The organism is Bradyrhizobium sp. Unk1 (assembly GCF_059512345.1).
The window spans coordinates 105,911-124,698 of sequence record NZ_JCAMOP010000022.1 but is presented as its reverse complement, the minus strand read 5'-3'; the positions used below and the strand labels follow the sequence as shown (position 1 = coordinate 124,698).

General features: G+C 65.0%; 14 protein-coding genes. 4 read left to right on the top strand and 10 right to left on the bottom strand.

The window, feature by feature from the left end:
• Positions 1–102: 102 nt before the first annotated feature.
• The 5 genes from AC5ZFO_RS27020 to AC5ZFO_RS27000 form a co-directional block, all read right to left on the bottom strand.
• Positions 103–1,845 carry a methyl-accepting chemotaxis protein gene (locus AC5ZFO_RS27020; RefSeq protein WP_282521529.1) on the bottom strand — a complete coding sequence of 581 codons (1,743 nt, stop codon included), beginning with the start codon at positions 1,843–1,845 and terminating at the stop codon, positions 103–105.
• A 224-nt stretch (positions 1,846–2,069) separates the two neighbouring features.
• The gene (locus tag AC5ZFO_RS27015; RefSeq protein WP_028152150.1) at positions 2,070–2,303 is read right to left on the bottom strand and encodes a DUF6894 family protein; all 234 of its coding nucleotides are present in this window, start codon (positions 2,301–2,303) and stop codon (positions 2,070–2,072) included.
• Positions 2,304–2,456: 153 nt separating this feature from the next.
• Complete coding sequence (locus AC5ZFO_RS27010) at positions 2,457–3,056, bottom strand: hypothetical protein (RefSeq protein ID WP_282521530.1); 600 nt, start codon at positions 3,054–3,056, stop codon at positions 2,457–2,459.
• A gap of 112 nt (positions 3,057–3,168) precedes the next feature.
• Positions 3,169–4,155 (bottom strand): acrylyl-CoA reductase (NADPH), encoded by a 987-nt coding sequence (gene acuI / locus AC5ZFO_RS27005; protein ID WP_282521531.1) that lies wholly within the window; start codon positions 4,153–4,155, stop codon positions 3,169–3,171.
• A gap of 41 nt (positions 4,156–4,196) precedes the next feature.
• Positions 4,197–5,450 carry an MFS transporter gene (locus AC5ZFO_RS27000; protein ID WP_282521532.1) on the bottom strand — a complete coding sequence of 418 codons (1,254 nt, stop codon included), beginning with the start codon at positions 5,448–5,450 and terminating at the stop codon, positions 4,197–4,199.
• Between the two features lie 339 nt (positions 5,451–5,789).
• On the opposite strand from AC5ZFO_RS27000, the gene nadA reads away from it, so the two are divergent.
• Genes nadA through nadC form a run of 3 tightly spaced genes read left to right on the top strand, consistent with a single transcriptional unit; the run spans position 5,790 to position 9,403 of the window.
• The gene (gene nadA, locus AC5ZFO_RS26995) at positions 5,790–6,896 is read left to right on the top strand and encodes a quinolinate synthase NadA (RefSeq protein ID WP_282521533.1); all 1,107 of its coding nucleotides are present in this window, start codon (positions 5,790–5,792) and stop codon (positions 6,894–6,896) included.
• Positions 6,897–6,905: 9 nt separating this feature from the next.
• Positions 6,906–8,513 (top strand): L-aspartate oxidase, encoded by a 1,608-nt coding sequence (locus AC5ZFO_RS26990; RefSeq protein WP_282521534.1) that lies wholly within the window; start codon positions 6,906–6,908, stop codon positions 8,511–8,513.
• A gap of 11 nt (positions 8,514–8,524) precedes the next feature.
• Positions 8,525–9,403, top strand: a complete 879-nt coding sequence (gene nadC, locus AC5ZFO_RS26985) for a carboxylating nicotinate-nucleotide diphosphorylase (protein WP_282521535.1) — start codon at positions 8,525–8,527, stop codon at positions 9,401–9,403.
• 42 nt (positions 9,404–9,445) lie between these two features.
• Here nadC and AC5ZFO_RS26980 read toward each other — a convergent pair whose 3' ends face one another.
• From AC5ZFO_RS26980 to AC5ZFO_RS26970, 3 genes are all read right to left on the bottom strand, one after another.
• Positions 9,446–10,900, bottom strand: a complete 1,455-nt coding sequence (locus tag AC5ZFO_RS26980; RefSeq protein WP_282521536.1) for a cell wall hydrolase — start codon at positions 10,898–10,900, stop codon at positions 9,446–9,448.
• 429 nt (positions 10,901–11,329) lie between these two features.
• Complete coding sequence (gene ppdK / locus AC5ZFO_RS26975) at positions 11,330–14,293, bottom strand: pyruvate, phosphate dikinase (RefSeq protein WP_282521537.1); 2,964 nt, start codon at positions 14,291–14,293, stop codon at positions 11,330–11,332.
• A 96-nt stretch (positions 14,294–14,389) separates the two neighbouring features.
• On the bottom strand, positions 14,390–14,545 hold the full coding sequence (locus AC5ZFO_RS26970; RefSeq protein WP_014497329.1) for a DUF3096 domain-containing protein: 156 nt from the start codon (positions 14,543–14,545) through the stop codon (positions 14,390–14,392).
• Positions 14,546–14,767: 222 nt separating this feature from the next.
• Here AC5ZFO_RS26970 and AC5ZFO_RS26965 point away from each other — a divergent pair, with 222 nt between their 5' ends.
• A complete protein-coding gene (locus AC5ZFO_RS26965; RefSeq protein ID WP_282521538.1) occupies positions 14,768–15,121 on the top strand; it encodes a DUF1236 domain-containing protein in 354 nt (117 codons plus the stop codon).
• Between the two features lie 314 nt (positions 15,122–15,435).
• On the opposite strand, the gene glyS is transcribed toward AC5ZFO_RS26965, so the two are convergent.
• The gene (glyS, locus tag AC5ZFO_RS26960; RefSeq protein WP_282521539.1) at positions 15,436–17,628 is read right to left on the bottom strand and encodes a glycine--tRNA ligase subunit beta; all 2,193 of its coding nucleotides are present in this window, start codon (positions 17,626–17,628) and stop codon (positions 15,436–15,438) included.
• On the bottom strand, positions 17,628–18,563 hold the full coding sequence (locus AC5ZFO_RS26955) for a glycine--tRNA ligase subunit alpha (protein ID WP_496122815.1): 936 nt from the start codon (positions 18,561–18,563) through the stop codon (positions 17,628–17,630). The genes glyS and AC5ZFO_RS26955 overlap by 1 nt, the downstream gene beginning before the upstream one ends.
• Positions 18,564–18,788 lie beyond the last annotated feature (225 nt).

The following is an 18,788-nucleotide window of genomic DNA, read 5'->3' as shown; positions in this document are numbered from 1 at the left end:
CTTAACCACGTTTTCCGTAGAAACACGGAGTTTCCATCGTGATCGACGCCGCTCTTGCGTTCCGAGACTTGCGCAGGGAGCAAGGCTCTCCCTGCGTCTTGGTCAGGCCGCGCGAACGGTACCCAGGAACTTCCCGACCTCGAGCTTGAGACGATTGCTGTCGCCCGACAGCGACTGCGCCGCCGCCAACACCTGCGAGGACGCCGAGCCGGTCTCGCTCGCACCGCGCTGGACGTCGGTGATGTTGGACGACACTTGATGGGTGCCTGCCGCCGCCTGCTGCACGTTGCGGGAGATTTCCTGCGTCGCGGCGCCCTGCTCTTCGACGGCAGCCGCGATGGTCGAGGAGATCTCCGACAGCTTCTCGATGGTGTCGCTGATGTCCCTGATGGCGCCGACCGAATGCTCGGTCGCGGCCTGGATGCTGGCGATCTGCTGGCCGATCTCGCCGGTCGCCTTCGCGGTCTGCTCGGCGAGCGCCTTGACTTCGGAGGCGACCACGGCAAAACCGCGGCCCGCTTCGCCGGCGCGCGCGGCCTCGATCGTGGCGTTGAGCGCCAGCAGGTTGGTCTGGCCGGCGATGGTGTTGATCAGCTCCACGACGTCGCCGATCCGCGTCGCCGCCTTCGACAGCTCGCTGACACGGTCGGTCGTGGTGCGGGCCTGGCCGACGGCCTCGCTGGCCACGCGCGCGGATTCCTGCACCTGGCGGCTGATCTCGGTGATCGACGACGACAGCTCTTCCGTTGCCGACGCCACCGACTGCACGTTGGTGGAGGCCTCTTCGGAGGCCGCCGCGACCACGGTGGTGAGCTGCTGCGTGCGCTCCGCGGTCGAGGTGAGCGTGGTGGCGGACGCTTCAAGCTCCGTGGAAGCCGATGACACGGTGCCGACGATCTCGCCGACGGCGCCTTCGAAGCTGTCGGCGAGCCTGCGCATCTCGGACCTGCGCTGCTCGGCCGCGAGCTGATCCTGCCGCGACTTGGCTTCCGCGTCCTCCCGCGCCTTCTGTTCGGACACGATCTTGAATTTTTCGACGGCACCGGCGACTTCGCCGACCTCGTCCTTGCGGCCGAGGCCCGGCAGCACCACGGAGAAGTCGCCGCCCGCGAGCTTTTCCATCGCCGCCGTCAATGCGCGCATGGGCCGCGCAATGCTGAAGACGGAGAAGATGCACGCCCCGATCAGAACCAGCGCGACCAGCACGCCGGCGACGAACGAGGTCCGCGCGACGGACGCGGCCTCAGCTTCGGCTTCGGCGCGGGCTTCGGCACTCTTCTGCTTGGCGAAATTGATGATCTCGTTGGTCAGCTCCGATATCTCTTCGTTGATCGGCGCCAGCGTCTCCTTGCGGATGCGGTCGACCTCGGCGACGAGCTTTGCGAGCGGCGCCGACGCCTCGCCGTCCTTCTTCGCGCCCAGGGCGAGCTCCTGCTTGCGGATCGCTTCGATCTGCTGTTGCCCCTTGCTGAAATTGCCGATCAACACGGTCAGGCGGTCGATCCGTTTGTGGTTCTCCGGCGAGCGCGACAGCTTCGCCATCTCGTCCGCGAATTTCAGGGCCGCGGTCTGCCGATCGTTGAAATAGGTGACGGCCTTCTGCAACTCGGCCGGCGAAATGGAACTCAGGATGTCACGAATGCCGATCTGCATCCCACGGACCGACGCCTTGGCTTCCGCGGCGTTTTGCGCGATCGACTGCTGCCCCGATGCCCCATTGCTGAGCTTCTGAACCTCGGCGCCGCCGCTCATCTGGAGAACGATCATCAGCGCGACGAGCGCGATGGTGAGTGCCGAGGTCACGGCGAGCTTGGTGCCAATTCGCAGGTTTTGAATGAACATCATCGACGTAATCCCCGGATACGCATTGCCGCGCCGACGCGCGTGAACAGTCCGGGAAGGCTAACCGCGAGGTTGCTCATTAACGTTAAGAGCGGCCGCGGCAGCCTGGGTAGAAATACTGAAATGGCGCTTAAACTACTGCAGTTGCGCACTTTTCACGTGTAACGAGATGGATTTCGCGGATTTGCACACGCTGGCGTCCGTTAACGGTTCCCCGTTCGCGGTCATCAGCACACGGTCTCACCGACCAGGCTGACGCGGAAGACCGGCTTCTTGTTCTCGTCGAGCAGCTCCATGCTCCACTTCGCATTCGGCTTCAGGTTGCGCGCTATGCTGCCGAGCAGGTTGGCGCAGACCTCGCTCATCTCGGCCCAGGCGGCGGCGCGATCCTCGAACTCGTACGGCTGGTCGGCGGCGCCGGAATAACGACCGGTGCTGATGCGAAAGAAATACAGCGACATCGTAGAACCCTTGCATCCCCCGGCCTTGCGCAAACTGGGACGCGAGTCGCTACCAAGGCATGAAAGCCGCCGTCCGTATGACTACGGCGCGGCGGCTTGGTGACAGATGAATATTTCAACGACAAAATGCGCGGGCTGTCCCGCGCAGCCAGCTCACTGGGTCGAGCGGCGCAATTCCAGCGGAGCGTCGTTCCTGGCGGGCTCCGATTTGGCCTCGGACTTCACCGGCTCGAGCCGGCCGCTCTCGACACGCGGCGTCTCGACACGCGCGGCGACTTCAGTGTTGGACGCAGCGACCGAACCAGTGTGCTCCGGGGGGCGCAACGAACGCGGACGCGCCACGGCGCGGGCCATCAGCATCTGATTGCCGCCCTGGTGGTGGAAGTCGCAATAGGCGAAGCCCATGCCCGACACCGAGCCGCGGAAGCTGCGATCGTCGGTCTTTTCCAGGTTGAAGCAGGGCTCGAACGGAATGCCCTTGATCGAGGCGCAGACATTCTGGCCTCGGATCTGTAGCGTGTTGCCGGGCAGGCGGAGATGCTTCACCGGGCCTGCACCCGAGAACTGCACCGCGCCGGCGGCGCCGAGATCGTCCAGGATACGGCCTGCGCCGCGGGTACCGTCGAAACAGGTGAAGGCGAACACCTTACCGGCAACGAAGCGGCGCGCCTCGTCGGCGTTCATGCTTCCTGCGATGGCCGGCGCAAACGTCGCTGCCGCCGTGACAGCCCCCAACACAATACGCGCAAGCATGCTCAACTCCGAACCAACCCCAGCGCGGGCAATGCCTTATCTCTTTACCCGCTGCTTACCATACTAACCAAGGCAACATTGAAGCAGCTTGGTTGGTAAAGTCTGAACGCCGTTAGACAATTTTTACCACGATGCGACCGCGGACCTGGCCGGCGAGGATTTTCGCGCCCCATTCCGAAACGTCCTCGAGCGGAATTTCATGAGTAATTTCAGTTAGTTTTGTCCGATCCAGATCCGAGGCCAGACGCTGCCAGGCGGCTTTCCGCGGCTCGATCGGGCACATCACGGAATCGATGCCGAGAAGGCACACCCCGCGCAAAATGAAGGGTGCGACAGAAGACGGCAGGTCCATGCCGGCAGCCAGGCCGCACGCCGCGATGGCGCCGCCGTATTTCGTCATCGACAGGAGATTCGCGAGCGTGGTCGAGCCGACGCTGTCGACGCCACCGGCCCAGCGCTCCTTGGCGAGCGGCTTTGCCGGTGCCGACAGCTCGTTGCGGTCGATCACCTCGGCCGCGCCGATCTCTTTCAAATAGTCCGCTTCCGAGGCGCGGCCCGTCGAGGCGATGACGTGATAACCGAGCTTCGAGAGCACGGCGGTGGCGACCGAGCCGACGCCGCCGGCCGCGCCCGTGACCACCACGGGGCCGCTCTTCGGCGACAGGCCGTGCTTCTCCAGCGCCAGCACCGAAAGCATCGCGGTGAAGCCGGCGGTGCCGATTGCCATGGCGTCGCGCGCCGACAGGCCCTGCGGCAAAGCGACCAGCCAGTCACCCTTCACCCGCGCCTTCTCGGCATAGGCGCCGAGATGGGTCTCGCCCATGCCCCAGCCGGTGCAGACGACCTTGTCACCCGCCTTCCACTGCGGATGCGAGGATTGCTCGACGGTGCCGGCAAAGTCGATGCCGGCGATCATCGGGAAACGGCGCACCACCGGCGCCTTGCCGGTGAGCGCAAGCCCGTCCTTGTAGTTCAGCGTCGACCATTCCACGCGGACCGTGACATCACCGTCCATCAGCTCGGAATCGTCGAACTGCGTGAGTGCGGCGGTGGTGCCCTTGTCCGCCTTGTCGATCCGGATCGCCTTGAATGTGGCCACGACTGAACTCCCTGGACTTGTTTCAGGGGATGTTTAGCCGATCAGGCAGGCTGCGCAACCGCTCGCTGAACCGGTTTCTCCACGATCGGAAGATTGATCAGCGCGGACAGCACGCCGAACAGGATCGAGAGCCACCAGATCGGCGTATAGGAACCGAACTTTTCGAACACGATGCCGCCGAGCCAGACGCCGAGGAAACCGCCGACCTGGTGGCTGACGAACGCAAAACCGTAGAGCGTGGCGAGCCAGCGCGTGCCGAACATCAGCGCCACCAGCGCCGAGGTCGGCGGCACCGTGGACAGCCAGGTCAGACCGGAGACCGCACCGAATGCGATTGCCGAGAACGGCGTGATCGGGAACGAGATGAAGGCGAGCGTCGCAAGCGCGCGCGTGAAATAGATCGCAGAGAGGATGTAGCGCTTCGGCAGCGAGTTCTGGAGATAGCCGACGCTCAGCGATCCCATGATGTTGAACAGGCCGATCGCCGCGATCACCCAGCCGCCGGTTTGCGTCGATATGCCGCGATCGACCAGGAACGCCGGCAGATGCACGGTGATGAAGGCGAGCTGGAAGCCGCAGGTGAAGAAGCCGAGCACCAGCAGCACATAGGAGCGATGGCCGAAGGCTTCGGCGAGCGCTTTCGTAAAGGTCTGCTCATCCGCAGGCGCCGTGTTGGCCGTGGCTGCGACCGGCGGCGTCGAGAGCGCCAGTGACAGGGGGATGATCAGCAGCATCAGGAAGCCGAACACGGTGAGCGCCTGCTGCCAGCCGAAATTGTCGATCAGCGCGACGCCGATCGGCGCGAACAGGAACTGCCCGAACGAGCCCGCCGCGGTGCCGGCGCCGAGCGCAAGCCCGCGCTTCTCGGCCGGCAACAGCTTGGTGAAGGCCGACAGCACCAGGTTGAAAGAGCAGCCGGCGAGACCGAAGCCGACCATGACGCCTGCGCCGATGTTCAGCGACAGCGGCGTCGAGGAATAGCGCATCAAAAGAAGGCCGCCGGCATAGAGCAGCGCTCCGACGCACATCACCCGGAACAGGCCGAAGCGATCGGCGACCGCGCCAGCAATCGGCTGGCCCAATCCCCACAGCAAATTCTGAAAAGCGATGGCGAGGCCAAACACGTCGCGGCCCCAGGAGAATTCGTGGCTCATCGGCTGCACGAAGAAGCCGAGCGCCGAGCGCGGGCCGAAGCCGAGCATGCCGATCGCACAGCCGCAGAGAATGATGATCGCCGGGGTACGCCAGGAGGAGGAACGCGAGACCGGACCGAGCTCGCCCGCTTGAGTGGACATGGGTTCCTCATCAGTCGCTGGCGGATCCGGAATAGGCAACCGCGAGTCACGCGTTTAATGCAAATGCATGAAGATCCCAAGCCAAAAATGATTGCGTTCCACGAAGGGCTGCCACCGGAGCATTGCGTTTCATCGCGGCCTTCCCCAACGCGCCGGGTGCGACTTGACGGGAATGTGTGCGGCTGGGGGCTAGCGGCCTGCTCGGGTGCGTGTTATCTTTGATTTACTCAGATTGAGTATATCTGAGCTTGAGCGAAAACCCACCGGCCCTCTCGGCCGGATTTCTCAGGCCCTATATATACTCACATGGAGCATAATTCGCATTCACGGGAGGCTTCGATGCCCATCACTGGAATTTACGGCCCCGACGACTTTGCCAACCGGCCGCAGGGCCAAGTCCCCGCCCCTCCTCGCGCCGTACCGGCGCGAACCGGCCCCGCGCTGCCGATGCCCTCACTGGAATGGACTGCGGACGTCGAGCGGGCGACTGCGCCGCTCTATGAGCGCGTGAAGCACGTCATCCCCCCGATCGAGTGGCCGCTGATGGCGCCGACGATCAAGGCAATCAACGAGCTGAAGCAGGCCCGGGGCGCGGTCATCCTCGCGCACAACTATCAGGCGCCGGAGATCTTTCATTGCGTCGCCGACATCGGCGGCGACTCGCTTCAGCTCGCGATCGAAGCGACCAAGGTGAAGGCCGACATCATCGTGCAATGCGGCGTGCACTTCATGGCGGAGACGTCAAAGCTGCTCAACCCGGACAAGATGGTATTGATCCCGGACGCGCGCGCCGGCTGCTCGCTCGCAGACAGCATCACGGGCGCGGACGTTCGCCTGCTCCGCGAAAAATTTCCCGGCGTGCCCGTCGTCGCCTATGTCAACACGTCGGCAGAAGTGAAGGCGGAGGTCGACATCTGCTGCACCTCGTCGAACGCGGTGCAAGTGGTCGAGAGTCTGAATTCACCCACGGTGATCTTCCTGCCGGACCGCTATCTTGCAAGCTACGTCGCCTCGAAGACCGACGTAAAAATCATCGCCTGGAAGGGCGCCTGCGAGGTGCACGAGCGCTTTACGGGTGAGGAGCTGCGCGCCTATCGCGAAGCCGACCCGTCCGTGCAGATCATCGCGCATCCCGAATGTCCGCCTGATGTGCTGGCGGAAGCCGATTTCACCGGCTCGACCGCGCACATGATCAACTGGGTGCGCGAGCGGCGGCCGCGGCGGCTCGTCATGATCACGGAATGCTCGATGGCCGACAATGTCCGCGCCGAGCTGCCTGATGTGGAGATGCTCCGCCCCTGCAATCTCTGCCCGCACATGAAGCGCATCACGCTCGCCAACATTCTGGACAGCCTGCTCACGCTTGGCGAGCAGGTCACGATCGATCCCGCGCTCGCGGAACGCGCGCGGCGCTCGGTCGAGCGGATGATCAATCTGAAGAATTGAGAGTGAAGCATGCAAGACAACATCCACAACCTCACCCGCAGCACCGATGACGTCGTCATCGTCGGCGGTGGCCTCGCCGGACTCTTTTGTGCACTGAAGCTCGCGCCGCGGCCGGTAACCCTGATCTCGGCCGCCCCGCTCGGACAGGGCGCATCATCCGCCTGGGCGCAGGGCGGCATCGCAGCGGCCGTGGCCGAAGGCGATAGCCCGGAGGCGCACGCCGCCGACACCATCGCCGTCGGCGGCGGTCTTGTCGATGAAGCGGTTGCACTTGGCATCGCGCGCGAGGCCGCGCCACGGATTCACGATCTACTCGCCTATGGCGTGCCGTTCGACCGCGACCTCGAAGGCAAGCTCGCTGTCGGCCGCGAGGCCGCGCATTCGGCGCGACGCATCGTGCATGTGCGCGGCGACGGGGCCGGAGCCGCGATCATCGCGGCCCTGAGCGAGACCGTACGGCGCACGCCATCGATCCGGTTAATCGAAGGTCTCGTGGCCGAAGCGCTGTTGACCGAGGACGGCGCCGTCACCGGCCTTCAATTGCGCGAGGCCGGCAATCCCGCTGCACGTCCGCTCCTGCTTGCCTCTCGCGCGGTGGTACTGGCGACCGGCGGCCTCGGCCATCTCTATGCCGTCACCACCAACCCGCTCGAAGCCAGCGGCTCGGGCCTTGCGATCGCAGCACGCGCCGGCGCCGTGATCGCCGACCCTGAATTCGTCCAGTTCCACCCCACCGCCATCATGGCCGGCCGCGATCCGGCGCCGCTGGCAACCGAGGCGCTGCGCGGCGAAGGCGCGACGCTGATCAACGGCGATGGCGAACGTTTCATGCTCGCGCGCCATCCGCTCGCAGAGCTCGCGCCGCGCGACATCGTGGCCCGCGGCGTTTTCGCCGAAATAGCGGCCGGGCGGGGTGCCTTCCTCGATGCACGGCAGGCGCTCGGCACGGGCTTCGCTGACAAGTTCCCGACGGTGCATGCAAGCTGCATCACTGCCGGTATCGATCCCGCGACGCAGGCCATCCCGATCGCGCCGGCAGCGCATTACCACATGGGCGGCATCGCGGTGGACGAGCGCGGCCGCAGCTCGATCGACGGGCTCTGGGCCGGCGGCGAGGTATCGTCCACCGGCGCGCACGGTGCCAACCGGCTCGCCTCGAATTCGCTGCTGGAGGCGGTGGTCTACGCCGCCCGCATCGCCGACGACATCACCGGCCGCGCCATCCCCTCGCCCGCCCGCCTTCCCGATGCGTTGGTGACGTCACGTGGCGGCACGCCGGACGCTGCCGCCGTTAAGCGGTTGCGAACGATGATGAGCGCGCATGTCGGCGTGATCCGCGACGCTGACGGGCTCGCGGAGGCCGTCCGCAGCTTCGCCGCAGTCGAACGCGGGCCCGCAAGCATCGCTCTCCGCAACATGGCGGCTTCAGCCCTGCTCGTCGCGGCTTCCGCCTGGAGCCGGCGCGAGAGCCGCGGCGCGCATTTCCGCTCCGACCATCCGGCGGATGTCCCCGCGCTGGCGCAGAGAACGATGACCACTCTCACGGATGCACGTGAGATCGCGGAGAGCCTGAGCGAGCGTCCGCTGCCACGCACCGCCCGACCGATGATCGCCTGATGGAGTCCCCCATGATCACCCCGACCTCACTGCTCTACCCCGACGCCTTCCTGTCGCCGCTTGCGATCGACGAGGCCGTGCATCGCGCGCTCGACGAGGATCTCGGCCGCGCCGGCGACATCACCTCGCTTGCGACGATCCCGGAGGCGACCAAGGCGCAAGCCATCCTGGTCGCACGCCAGTCCGGCGTGATCGCAGGCCTTCCGCTGGCGCTGGCGACGCTGCAAAAGCTCTCGCCCGACATCGACGTGCGCGCGCATGTCCGCGACGCCGTTCGGGTTGCCCGCGGCCAGCACGTACTGACGATCACGGGCCCGGCGCGCGCCATCCTCACGGCCGAGCGGACCGCGCTGAATTTCGTCGGCAGGCTGTCGGGCGTCGCGACGCTCACGGCCGACTACGTCGCGCGGACCGAAGGCACCAAGATGCGCATCTGCTGCACGCGCAAGACCACGCCGGGATTGCGGGCGCTGGAGAAATACGCCGTGCGCTGCGGCGGCGGCTTCAACCACCGCTTCGGGCTCGACGATGCGATCCTGATCAAGGACAACCACATCGCCGTCGCCGGCGGCATCGGTGCGGTGCTGGAGCGCGCCCGCGCCCATGCCGGTCACCTCGTCAAGATCGAGATCGAGGTCGATACGCTTGCGCAACTCCGCGAGGTGCTCGGCACCGGGCTCGCCGATGCCGTGCTGCTCGACAACATGGACCTCGCGACGCTGCGCGAGGCTGTCAGGCTCAACGAGGGGCGGCTCCAGCTGGAAGCATCCGGCGGCGTCACGCTGGACTCGATCGCGTCAATCGCCGCGACCGGCGTCGACTACGCCTCTTCCGGCGCGCTGACGCATTCGGCTCCGAATTTCGACTGCGCGCTGGATATCGAAGCGTGATTTCTTCACCTCTCCCCGCAAGCGGGGCGAGGTGAAGGAAGACTACCTTCGCTCGATCGCGCCCATCTCGGCGGAGCTCTTGGCTTCCTGGGCGAGTTCGGCAGAGAGCGCCGCGGTCTGGGCCGGGGTGCCCCAGCTCGGTTCTTCGCTGCCGTCGCCCCAGGCGCGCGGGCGATAGAAGGTGTGGACGCCAGTCTTGTACATCTTCTTCATCTCGGCGACCCAGGACGGACGCACCCAGTAGGCGTGGTAGTGCGTGGACTTGCCGACTTCAGGCAGCCAGATCTGGCCGTCGAGCATCGCCTTCGAAATCTTTTTCGCGCGCTCCCACATCTCGGGCTCGCGGATCACGTCGGCATTGTTGTCGCAGGCGAAGGTGAACTGACACGCCAAATGGCGGTGCTTGTTCTGATAGACCGCGCCGCACACGGTGTCCGGATATTTGCCGGAGAAGACGCGGTTCATCACGACTTGTGCAACCGCCATCTGGCCGCGCACGGCCTCGCCGCGCGATTCGAAATAGACGGCTTCGGCGAGACATTTCTCGGACTTTGCGCGCGACTTGTCGTCGAGCGCGAGCCGCTCCGCCGGCGATCTGGCGCGCTGGTTGTCGGCATTGACCTCGCCCTTCGGCGCGACACTTTCGCCGCTTTCGATGTCCTTGGCGATCTCGGCCGACGGCGGCGACAGCGCGGCCGTCACCTTCATATCAGGGTCGGGCATCACGATCAGCGGCTCGGCGCCAGGCTGCCAGCTCTCGATGCTCTCGAGATTGCCGCCGAGCGAGGAGCTGCCGAAGAACAGGTTCGAGGTCTTGACGCGGAAGGGATCGCGCGGCGCTGCGGCTGGAAGGGTCGCCTGCTTCAGCGCCTCGAGCGGCTGGACCGCGAATGCGCGCGCTACGTCACTGGCTTGTGGCGGATTGGCATATTGCGGCAGCGGCGGCGCGCGCAGCGCTTCCTGAAGCTCGGGATCGAGCGCCGCCGCGGACTCCGGCGACATGATTTGCGGCACCGCGACGGTCTTGGCGCCGAACACCGAGCTGTTCGACGTCGCGGGATCATCCTGTGCCGGCGTTGCCGATGGTGCGGTCGTCTCGGGAGCCTGCGTGGGTGTGACGCTTGCGAGGCGATCCCCCTTCATGGAGCGATCGACCTTGGGAAAATCGGCGGCCTGGTAGCGCGGCGGCGCCTGAAGCGCGGGATTGCGGCTGATCGCGCCGGTGACGTCGCGACCATCCAGGCTCGCCAGGCGAACCATCGCGCTCTGCGGAAGCGACGTGCCGATCGGGCGGGAAAAACTGTAGGTGGCAAGCTGGATCGAGGACGCGGCAGAAAACACCTGCTTCTGCCAGCGCTCGGCGACGCCGGGCTGACGCGCCAGCAACGACGCGATATCCTGATAACCGGTCTCTCTCGGCATCAATGCGAAGATGCAGAGACCGATTCCGAAGGACGCGAACCGCGCGCCCTTCGGATGGTTACGCAACACTGACATCGACACGCTCACGCTACGCTTACGCCAGAAAAATCGAACCGCAGTACATCCGTACAATTCGATCTTTATCGTCAGTATCCAATTTAGGTTGCCGGGGCGTTAATCGGCGTTGCGCGTGCGGCACACTCAAGCGATTGCAGGTGTTTTCACGGGCAATGATGCACGTTGGTAAACGCCGCCTCTCCTAAAGCGGTAAACATTCGGTCAACACGAATGGTGAAGGAACTCTTGCGCGCGTCCCATTACGGGACGTGCGACGAGTTCCCTCCGCCGTCATTGCGAGCGTAGCGAAGCAATCCAGAGGCTATCCGCGGAGGCAGTCTGGATTGCTTCGCTGCGCTCGCAATGACGCGTGGATGGAGTGTCGTCTGAAATGAAAAGAGGCGGGGCTTTGCCCCGCCTCTCTCAACTCAATCCTGATCTCCGCGCTTACGCCTGGCTCGCGATCGCCTTGCCGAGCGCGGCCTGTGCCGCCGCGAGGCGGGCGATCGGCACGCGGTAAGGCGAGCAGGAGACGTAGTCGAGGCCGATGTTGTGGCAGAAGGCGACGGAGGCGGGATCGCCGCCGTGCTCGCCGCAGATGCCGACCTTGAGCTTCGGGCGCGTCTTGCGGCCGCGCGCGACGCCGATCTTGACGAGCTCGCCAACGCCTTCCTGGTCGAGCGCGACGAAGGGATCGACCGACAAGATGCCCTTCGACACGTAGGGACCGAGGAAGCTCGCCGCGTCGTCGCGGCTGATGCCGTAGGTGGTCTGCGTGAGGTCGTTGGTGCCGAACGAGAAGAACTCGGCGCTCTCGGCGATCTCGGCCGCGAGCAGGCAGGCGCGCGGCAGCTCGATCATGGTGCCGACCTGATAGGTCAGCTTGGTGTTGGTGTCGCGCATCACGGCTTTCGCGGTGGCATCGATGCGCGCCTTGACGAGGTCGAGCTCCATCTTGGTGGCAATCAGCGGCACCATCACCTCGAGGCCGACGGCCTTGCCGGTGCGCTTCTCGGCCTCGACTGCGGCTTCGAAGATCGCGCGCGCCTGCATCTCGGCAATCTCCGGATAGGCGATCGCGATGCGGCAGCCGCGGAAACCGAGCATCGGATTGAACTCCGAGAGCTCGCGCGCGCGGTCGGCCAGACGCCGCGGGTCGGTGTTCATGGCGCGCGCCACTTCCTCGACCTCGGCATGGGTGTGCGGCAGGAATTCATGGAGGGGAGGATCCAGAAGCCGGATCGTGACGGGCAGGCCCTTCATGATCTCGAACAGCTCGACGAAGTCGGCGCGCTGCATCGGCAGCAGCTTTGCGAGCGCGGCGCGGCGCGACTGCTCGTCCTCGGAGAGAATCATCTCGCGAACCGTGCGGATGCGCGTCTCCTCGAAGAACATGTGCTCGGTGCGGCAGAGGCCGATGCCTTCCGCGCCGAACTTGATCGCGGTGCGCGCATCCTCCGGCGTGTCACCGTTGACGCGCACGCCGATCTTGCGGACCTGGTCGGCCCATTTCATCAGCGTGCCGAACTCGCCGGACAGCTCCGGCTCGATCATCGGCATCCGGCCGGCGAGCACCTGGCCGAGCGAACCGTCGATGGTGATGACGTCGCCGGTCTTGAAGGTGCGGGAGCCGATGCTCATGGTGCCGCGGCCGTAGTCGACACGGATGGTGCCGCAGCCGGAGACGCAGGGCTTGCCCATGCCGCGCGCGACCACCGCCGCGTGCGAGGTCATGCCGCCGCGGGTGGTCAGGATGCCTTCGGCGGCGTGCATGCCGTGGATGTCTTCCGGGCTGGTCTCGATGCGGACGAGAATCACTTTACGTCCGTCGCCCTGGAGCTTGGCCGCTTCATCCGAAGAGAACACGATCTCGCCGGAGGCCGCACCGGGCGAGGCCGGCAGGCCGGTCGCGATGACGTCGCGCTTGGCGTCGGGATCGATGGTCGGATGCAGCAGCTGGTCGAGCGAGGCGGGATCGATCCGCGTCACCGCTTCCTTCTTCGAGATCAGCCCTTCATTGGCGAGTTCGACCGCGATGCGCAACGCCGCCTTGGCGGTACGCTTGCCGCCGCGGGTCTGGAGCATCCACAGCTTGCCCTGCTCGACCGTGAACTCCATGTCCTGCATGTCGCGGTAGTGCTTCTCGAGCAGCGTGTAGATCCGCGTCAGCTCCTTGAAGGCTTCCGGCATCGCCGCTTCCATCGACGCCTTGTCGGAACCGGATTCCTTGCGCGCTTCCTCGGTGATGTCCTGCGGCGTGCGGATGCCCGCCACCACGTCCTCGCCCTGCGCGTTGATCAGGAACTCGCCGTAGAGCTTGCTCTCGCCGGTCGATGGGTTGCGGGTGAAGGCGACGCCGGTCGCCGACGTCTCGCCCATGTTGCCGAACACCATGGCCTGCACGTTGACCGCGGTGCCCCAGGATTCCGGAATGTCGTGCAGCCTGCGATAGGTCACCGCGCGCGCGTTCATCCAGGATGAGAACACCGCGCCGATCGCGCCCCAGAGCTGGTCGTGCGGATCCTGCGGGAAATCCTTGCCGGTCTCGCGCGCGACCGCGTCCTTGTACTTGCCGACCAGTCCGACCCAGTCCTCGGCGCTGAGGTCCGTGTCGAGCGTATAGCCCTGGCTGTCCTTGAAGGTGTCGAGGATTTCCTCGAAGTGATGGTGCTCGAAGCCGAGCACCACGTCCGAATACATGGTGATGAAGCGGCGATAGCTGTCATAGGCGAAGCGACGGTCGCCCGACAGTTCCGACAGCGCTTCCACGGTCTCGTCGTTGAGGCCGAGATTGAGCACGGTGTCCATCATGCCCGGCATCGAGGCACGCGCGCCGGAGCGCACGGAGACGAGCAGCGGGTTCTTGACGTCGCCGAACACCTTGCCGGTCAACTTGCCGACATGGTCGAGCGCCTTCTCAACCTGCGACTGCAATTCCTTCGGATAGGACTTGTCGTGTGCGTAGAAGTAGGTGCAGACCGAGGTCGGGATGGTGAAGCCGGGAGGCACGGGAAGGCCGAGATTGGCCATCTCGGCGAGGTTGGCGCCCTTGCCGCCAAGCAGGTCGCGCATCTCCGTCCGGCCCTCGGCCTTGCCGTCGCCGAACGTGAACACCCATTTGCCGGCCTTGGCCGCGGCTGGCGCCGCCTTGGCGGGCGCGGCCTTTTTGGGGGCGGGCTTCACGGCAACCTTCGGCGCAGCCGACTTGGCCGCAGCCTTCGCCGCGGGCTTCGCAGCCGTCTTTGGAGCGGACTTTGCAGCCGTCTTGGCCACCGGCTTCGGGGCGCTCTTCAACGTGCTCTTGGCGAGCGCCTTGCGAGCCGCCGGCGCGGCTTTCGCCGCGGCGGAGGACTTTGATTTCGCTGGCGTTTTCGCTGGAGTTTTATTGGGCTTCGAGGCGGCTTTGGCCATAGCTTGCACACAACCTGCGAGAGGAATGGGAAATCGCGCGCCTTACACCACTTTGGGCAGGCCCGCGCAAGTCGAAGAGTTCCGGAAAATGAAGGCCTAGAGATGGAGCCACTTCAACAATCCGAGCCCGATCGCACCATTTATGATGAGAAAGATCGCGACGATCAGGTTGAGAAGGCGCGGCATGATCAGGATGAGCACGCCCGCAAGCAGCGACAGAAGCGGCGAGATGTGGGCGACGGTGATGTGCATGAAATGTCTTTCCGTGACGTGAGGCGAATCGCGGCTGGATCATACCGGACCGGGTTCCGCGGGTAGAGACGCACAAGAGGCGAGCAGGTTCCCGGCTTCGCGAAAACTGCCCGAAATTGCCGCCGATGCGGCAGGGGTTTCCCGGAACATTGCGAAGGGGACATGCATTGGCAACCGGTCGCGCCAGTAGCGCCGGCTGAAACCAGTTCGAAGGAGTTGCCCATGCGGAACAGGATTCTCGCCCTCGCCGCGCTTGGCGCCGCGCTCGGCTCGCCGATTGCAGCGTCTGCGCAATCCGGTCTCACCGTTGGCCGCGCGCCTGTTGTCGTCGACAGCGGCCCGACGATTGCGGTCGAAGAGAGGCCGGCATTTCGCGAATATGTCGTCGAGCAACGTGTGCCGGCCTTCCGTGTCCCGGATCGCGTGGTGGTCGGCGCCACCTTACCCGAAAGCGGCGTCACTTATTATGACGTGCCGCAACGTTTCGGCGCCACCACCTACCGCTACACCGTCGTGAACGGCGCAACCGTGCTGGTCGAGCCGCGCTCGCGGCGCGTCGTCGAGGTGATGGACTAGATTCTCGTCTGAACGCGTTTTCTTCACGCGAACCGGTATCCACTTCGCTTGAAAACGCTTCCGATCAACTCGATGTCCGGCGTGTCACTTCAATCAGGCTGGCGCGCATCGCGTAGTACGGACATCAGGCCCCGCCCGGTTCTCCCCCCGCCGGGCGGGGCTTTTTTGTGTGCTCTCGTGTCCCGGACGCGACGCAGCGCGCAGCGATGCGGCGCAGAGCCGGGACCCAGAATCTTTGTGAGGCTAACATGGGCCCCGGCTCTGCAGCGCACCGCTGAAGAAGCGCCGCGCTGCGTCCGGGGCACGAGGAGCCCTCAATCCTGGATTTTCGAGAAATCCGCGACCGCACGCGTGGCGCTGCGGATCTCGTTGAGCAGCTTCAGCCTGTTCTCACGCACCTTCGGATCGTCGTCGTTGACGCGAACCTTGTCGAAGAACGCATCGACTGGCGGACGCAGCTTCGCCATCGCACTCATCGCCGCGGCAAAATCTTCCCTGGCGACGGCAGCGCTCGCCTCCACCTTGACCTCGCCGATCGCCTTCGCCAGCGCCTTCTCCTCAGCGAGGCCATAGAGCGCAGCATCCGGCGCGCCGTCGAACGCGCGCTTGTCCTTCTTCTCCTCGATGCCGAGAATGTTACTCGCACGCTTGATGCCGGCGAGCAGGTTCTTGCCGTCATCGCTATCGAGGAATTTGCCCAGCGCTTCGACACGGCGGACGATCATCAGGAGATCGTCCTGGCCGCCGAGCGCAAACACGGCGTCGACGAGATCGTGACGCGCACCCTGCTCGCGGAGCTGAACCTTCAGGCGGTCGGCGAAGAAGGCGAGCAGATCACCGACCAGTGAGGCAAGATTATCGGCTTCGATCGGTCCACCTTTTTTTCGGAGGAACGTCGGATTTGGGGTCGGATTACGAACGATTCGAACAATGTCCTCAAACGCAGCGTCGCTGCCGCGCATGATATGAAGCGCGATTGCATCCTGGAAAATCGGCGTCAGGGAAATACGATCGCTCTGCTCCAGGATAATCCTGATCACGCCCAGCGCCGCGCGACGCAGCGCATACGGGTCCTTCGATCCCGTCGGCTTCTCGTCGATCGCCCAGAAGCCGACGAGCGTGTCGATCTTGTCCGCAAGCGCGACCGCGACGCTGACCGGATCGGTGGGTACGCGATCGGTAGGCCCCTGCGGCTTGTAGTGCTCCTCACACGCCGCCGCGACGGACGCGTCCTCGCCCTGGGCGAGCGCGTAATACTTGCCCATCAGTCCCTGCACTTCAGGGAATTCACCGACGACTTCCGTCAGCAAATCCGCCTTTGCCAGATGCGCGGCACGCGTCGCCTTCGCGACATCGGCGCCGACCAAAGGCGCGATCTCGGCAGCGAGGCGCTCGATGCGCTTGATGCGCGCAGCCTGCGTGCCGAGCTTCTCGTGGAACACGATCTGCTCGAACTTCGGCAGCCGGTCTTCCAGCTTCGTCTTGAGGTCGGTCTCATAGAAGAACTTCGCATCCGACAGACGCGGACGGATCACGCGCTCGTTGCCTGATACGATGACCTTGCCGCCGTCGGCCGCCTCGATATTCGCCGTGAGGACGAACTTGTTGGTCAGCTTCCCCGTCTTGGCATCCCTGACGACGAAGCACTTCTGGTTGTTGCGGATGGTGGCGCGGATCACCTCTTCCGGGATCGCGAGATACTCTTCTTCGAACGATCCCATCATCACGACGGGCCATTCGACGAGGCCCGAAACCTCGTCCAGCAGCACCTGATCCTCGACCAGCTCGAACCCTTGCGCGAACGTCAGCTCCTTGGCGTCGGCGAAGATGATGTCCTTGCGCGCCTGCGGATCGAGGATGACTTTGGCGGCTTTCAGCTTCGCTTCGTAGTCCTCGAAGCGGCGCACGTTGATCGCCGCCGGCGCCATGAAGCGATGGCCGTAGGTGGTCTGGCCTGTCTCGATGCCGTCGACCGAGAATTTGACGACATCGGGCTCTTCCGTTTCGGGCCCGAAGGTCGCGGTGATCGCGTGCAGCGGACGCACCCAGCTCAGCGATCCCGGTTTTGCGGAGCGCGCGCCCCAGCGCATCGATTTCGGCCAGGGGAAGGTGCGGATGATGACGGGCAGGATTTCGGCGAGCACGTCGATCGCGTCGCGGCCGGGCTTTTCGATCAGCGCGATGTAGAAGTCGCCCTTCGGGTCGCGCTGGATCTTGGCTTCATCGAGCGAGTTTAGACCCGTCGCCTTCAGAAAACCCTGCACGGCCGCATCGGGCGCGCCCATTTTCGGACCGCGGCGTTCGGTCTTCAGATCGGGCTGGCGCGCGGGGATGCCGTGCACGGTGAGCGCAAGGCGGCGCGGCGTCGCGAACGCCTTCGCACCCTCGTAGACGAGGCCCTCGGCGACGAGCTTGTCGGTGACCATGCGGCGCAGATCGTCGGCCGCCTTGGCCTGCATGCGCGCGGGGATTTCTTCCGAGAACAGTTCAAGCAAAAGATCGGGCATCAGGCCGCTCCGCCCGCTTCAGTATGGATCCAGGCCTCGCCGCAGGCCTTGGCCAGCTCGCGCACGCGGAGAATGTAGCTCTGCCGCTCGGTCACGGAGATCACGCCGCGCGCATCGAGCAGGTTGAAGACATGGCTCGCCTTGATGCACTGATCGTAGGCCGGCAGCGCCATCAGATGCGCCTCGCGCTTGCCGTCCTTCCAGCCTGCCTCCAGGTACTTTCTGCACGCAGCCTCGGCCATCTTGAACTGCTCGAACAGCATCGCGGTGTCGGCGACTTCGAAATTGTGCTTCGAATATTCCCGCTCGGCCTGCAGGAAGACGTCGCCATAGGTCACCTTGGCGTCGCCCTCGCGGCCATTGAAGTTGAGGTCGTAGACGCGGTCGACGCCCTGCACATACATCGCGAGGCGCTCGAGCCCGTAGGTGAGCTCGCCGGCCACAGGCGCGCATTCAAAACCCGCAACCTGCTGGAAATAGGTGAACTGGCTGACTTCCATGCCGTCGCACCAGCATTCCCACCCCAAGCCCCAGGCGCCCAGCGTCGGGCTTTCCCAATCGTCCTCGACGAAGCGGATGTCGTGCACGGCGGAATCGATGCCGATCGCGGCGAGCGACTTCAGGTACAGCTCCTGAAGGTTCGGCGGCGACGGCTTCATGATCACCTGGAACTGGTAGTAGTGCTGCATCCGGTTCGGATTCTCGCCGTAGCGGCCGTCCTTGGGCCGGCGCGAGGGCTGCACGTAGGCGGCGTTCCACGGCTTCGGCCCAAGCGCGCGCAGCGTGGTTGCCGGATGGAAGGTGCCCGCGCCCATCTCCATGTCGTAGGGCTGCAGGATCACGCAGCCCTGGTCGGCCCAGAACCGCTGGAGCGCGAGGATGAAGCCCTGGAACGAGCGTTCCGGGCGCATATGGGCGGGCAATGAGGCGTCCATCGTCAGATCAGGCTCTCGCGGGGGGTTTTGAATCGCGCGGGACCGTATCGACGGCGAGGATGGGAATCAAGGCAAAGGGGGCGGTTTCGGGCCGATCAGCCCCTCACCCCGAACGGTGCGGTAGGGTGGGCAAAGGCGCCCTTGCGCCGTGCCCACCATCTTTCCGGGACTGCGACTGCTGGTGGGCACGCTACGCTTTGCCCACCCTACGGCACTGTGGAAAGG

Bases quoted from the DNA above. Each gene is read 5' to 3' on its own strand.
- AC5ZFO_RS27020 (WP_282521529.1), bottom strand. From the start codon at position 1,845: ATGATGTTCATTCAAAACCTGCGAATTGGCACCAAGCTCGCCGTGACC.
- AC5ZFO_RS27015 (WP_028152150.1), bottom strand. From the start codon at position 2,303: ATGTCGCTGTATTTCTTTCGCATCAGCACCGGTCGTTATTCCGGCGCC.
- AC5ZFO_RS27010 (WP_282521530.1), bottom strand. From the start codon at position 3,056: ATGCTTGCGCGTATTGTGTTGGGGGCTGTCACGGCGGCAGCGACGTTT.
- AC5ZFO_RS27000 (WP_282521532.1), bottom strand. From the start codon at position 5,450: ATGTCCACTCAAGCGGGCGAGCTCGGTCCGGTCTCGCGTTCCTCCTCC.
- nadA (WP_282521533.1), top strand. From the start codon at position 5,790: ATGCCCATCACTGGAATTTACGGCCCCGACGACTTTGCCAACCGGCCG.
- AC5ZFO_RS26990 (WP_282521534.1), top strand. From the start codon at position 6,906: ATGCAAGACAACATCCACAACCTCACCCGCAGCACCGATGACGTCGTC.
- nadC (WP_282521535.1), top strand. From the start codon at position 8,525: ATGATCACCCCGACCTCACTGCTCTACCCCGACGCCTTCCTGTCGCCG.
- AC5ZFO_RS26980 (WP_282521536.1), bottom strand. From the start codon at position 10,900: ATGTCAGTGTTGCGTAACCATCCGAAGGGCGCGCGGTTCGCGTCCTTC.
- ppdK (WP_282521537.1), bottom strand. From the start codon at position 14,293: ATGGCCAAAGCCGCCTCGAAGCCCAATAAAACTCCAGCGAAAACGCCA.
- AC5ZFO_RS26970 (WP_014497329.1), bottom strand. From the start codon at position 14,545: ATGCACATCACCGTCGCCCACATCTCGCCGCTTCTGTCGCTGCTTGCG.
- AC5ZFO_RS26965 (WP_282521538.1), top strand. From the start codon at position 14,768: ATGCGGAACAGGATTCTCGCCCTCGCCGCGCTTGGCGCCGCGCTCGGC.
- glyS (WP_282521539.1), bottom strand. From the start codon at position 17,628: ATGCCCGATCTTTTGCTTGAACTGTTCTCGGAAGAAATCCCCGCGCGC.
- AC5ZFO_RS26955 (WP_496122815.1), bottom strand. From the start codon at position 18,563: ATGGACGCCTCATTGCCCGCCCATATGCGCCCGGAACGCTCGTTCCAG.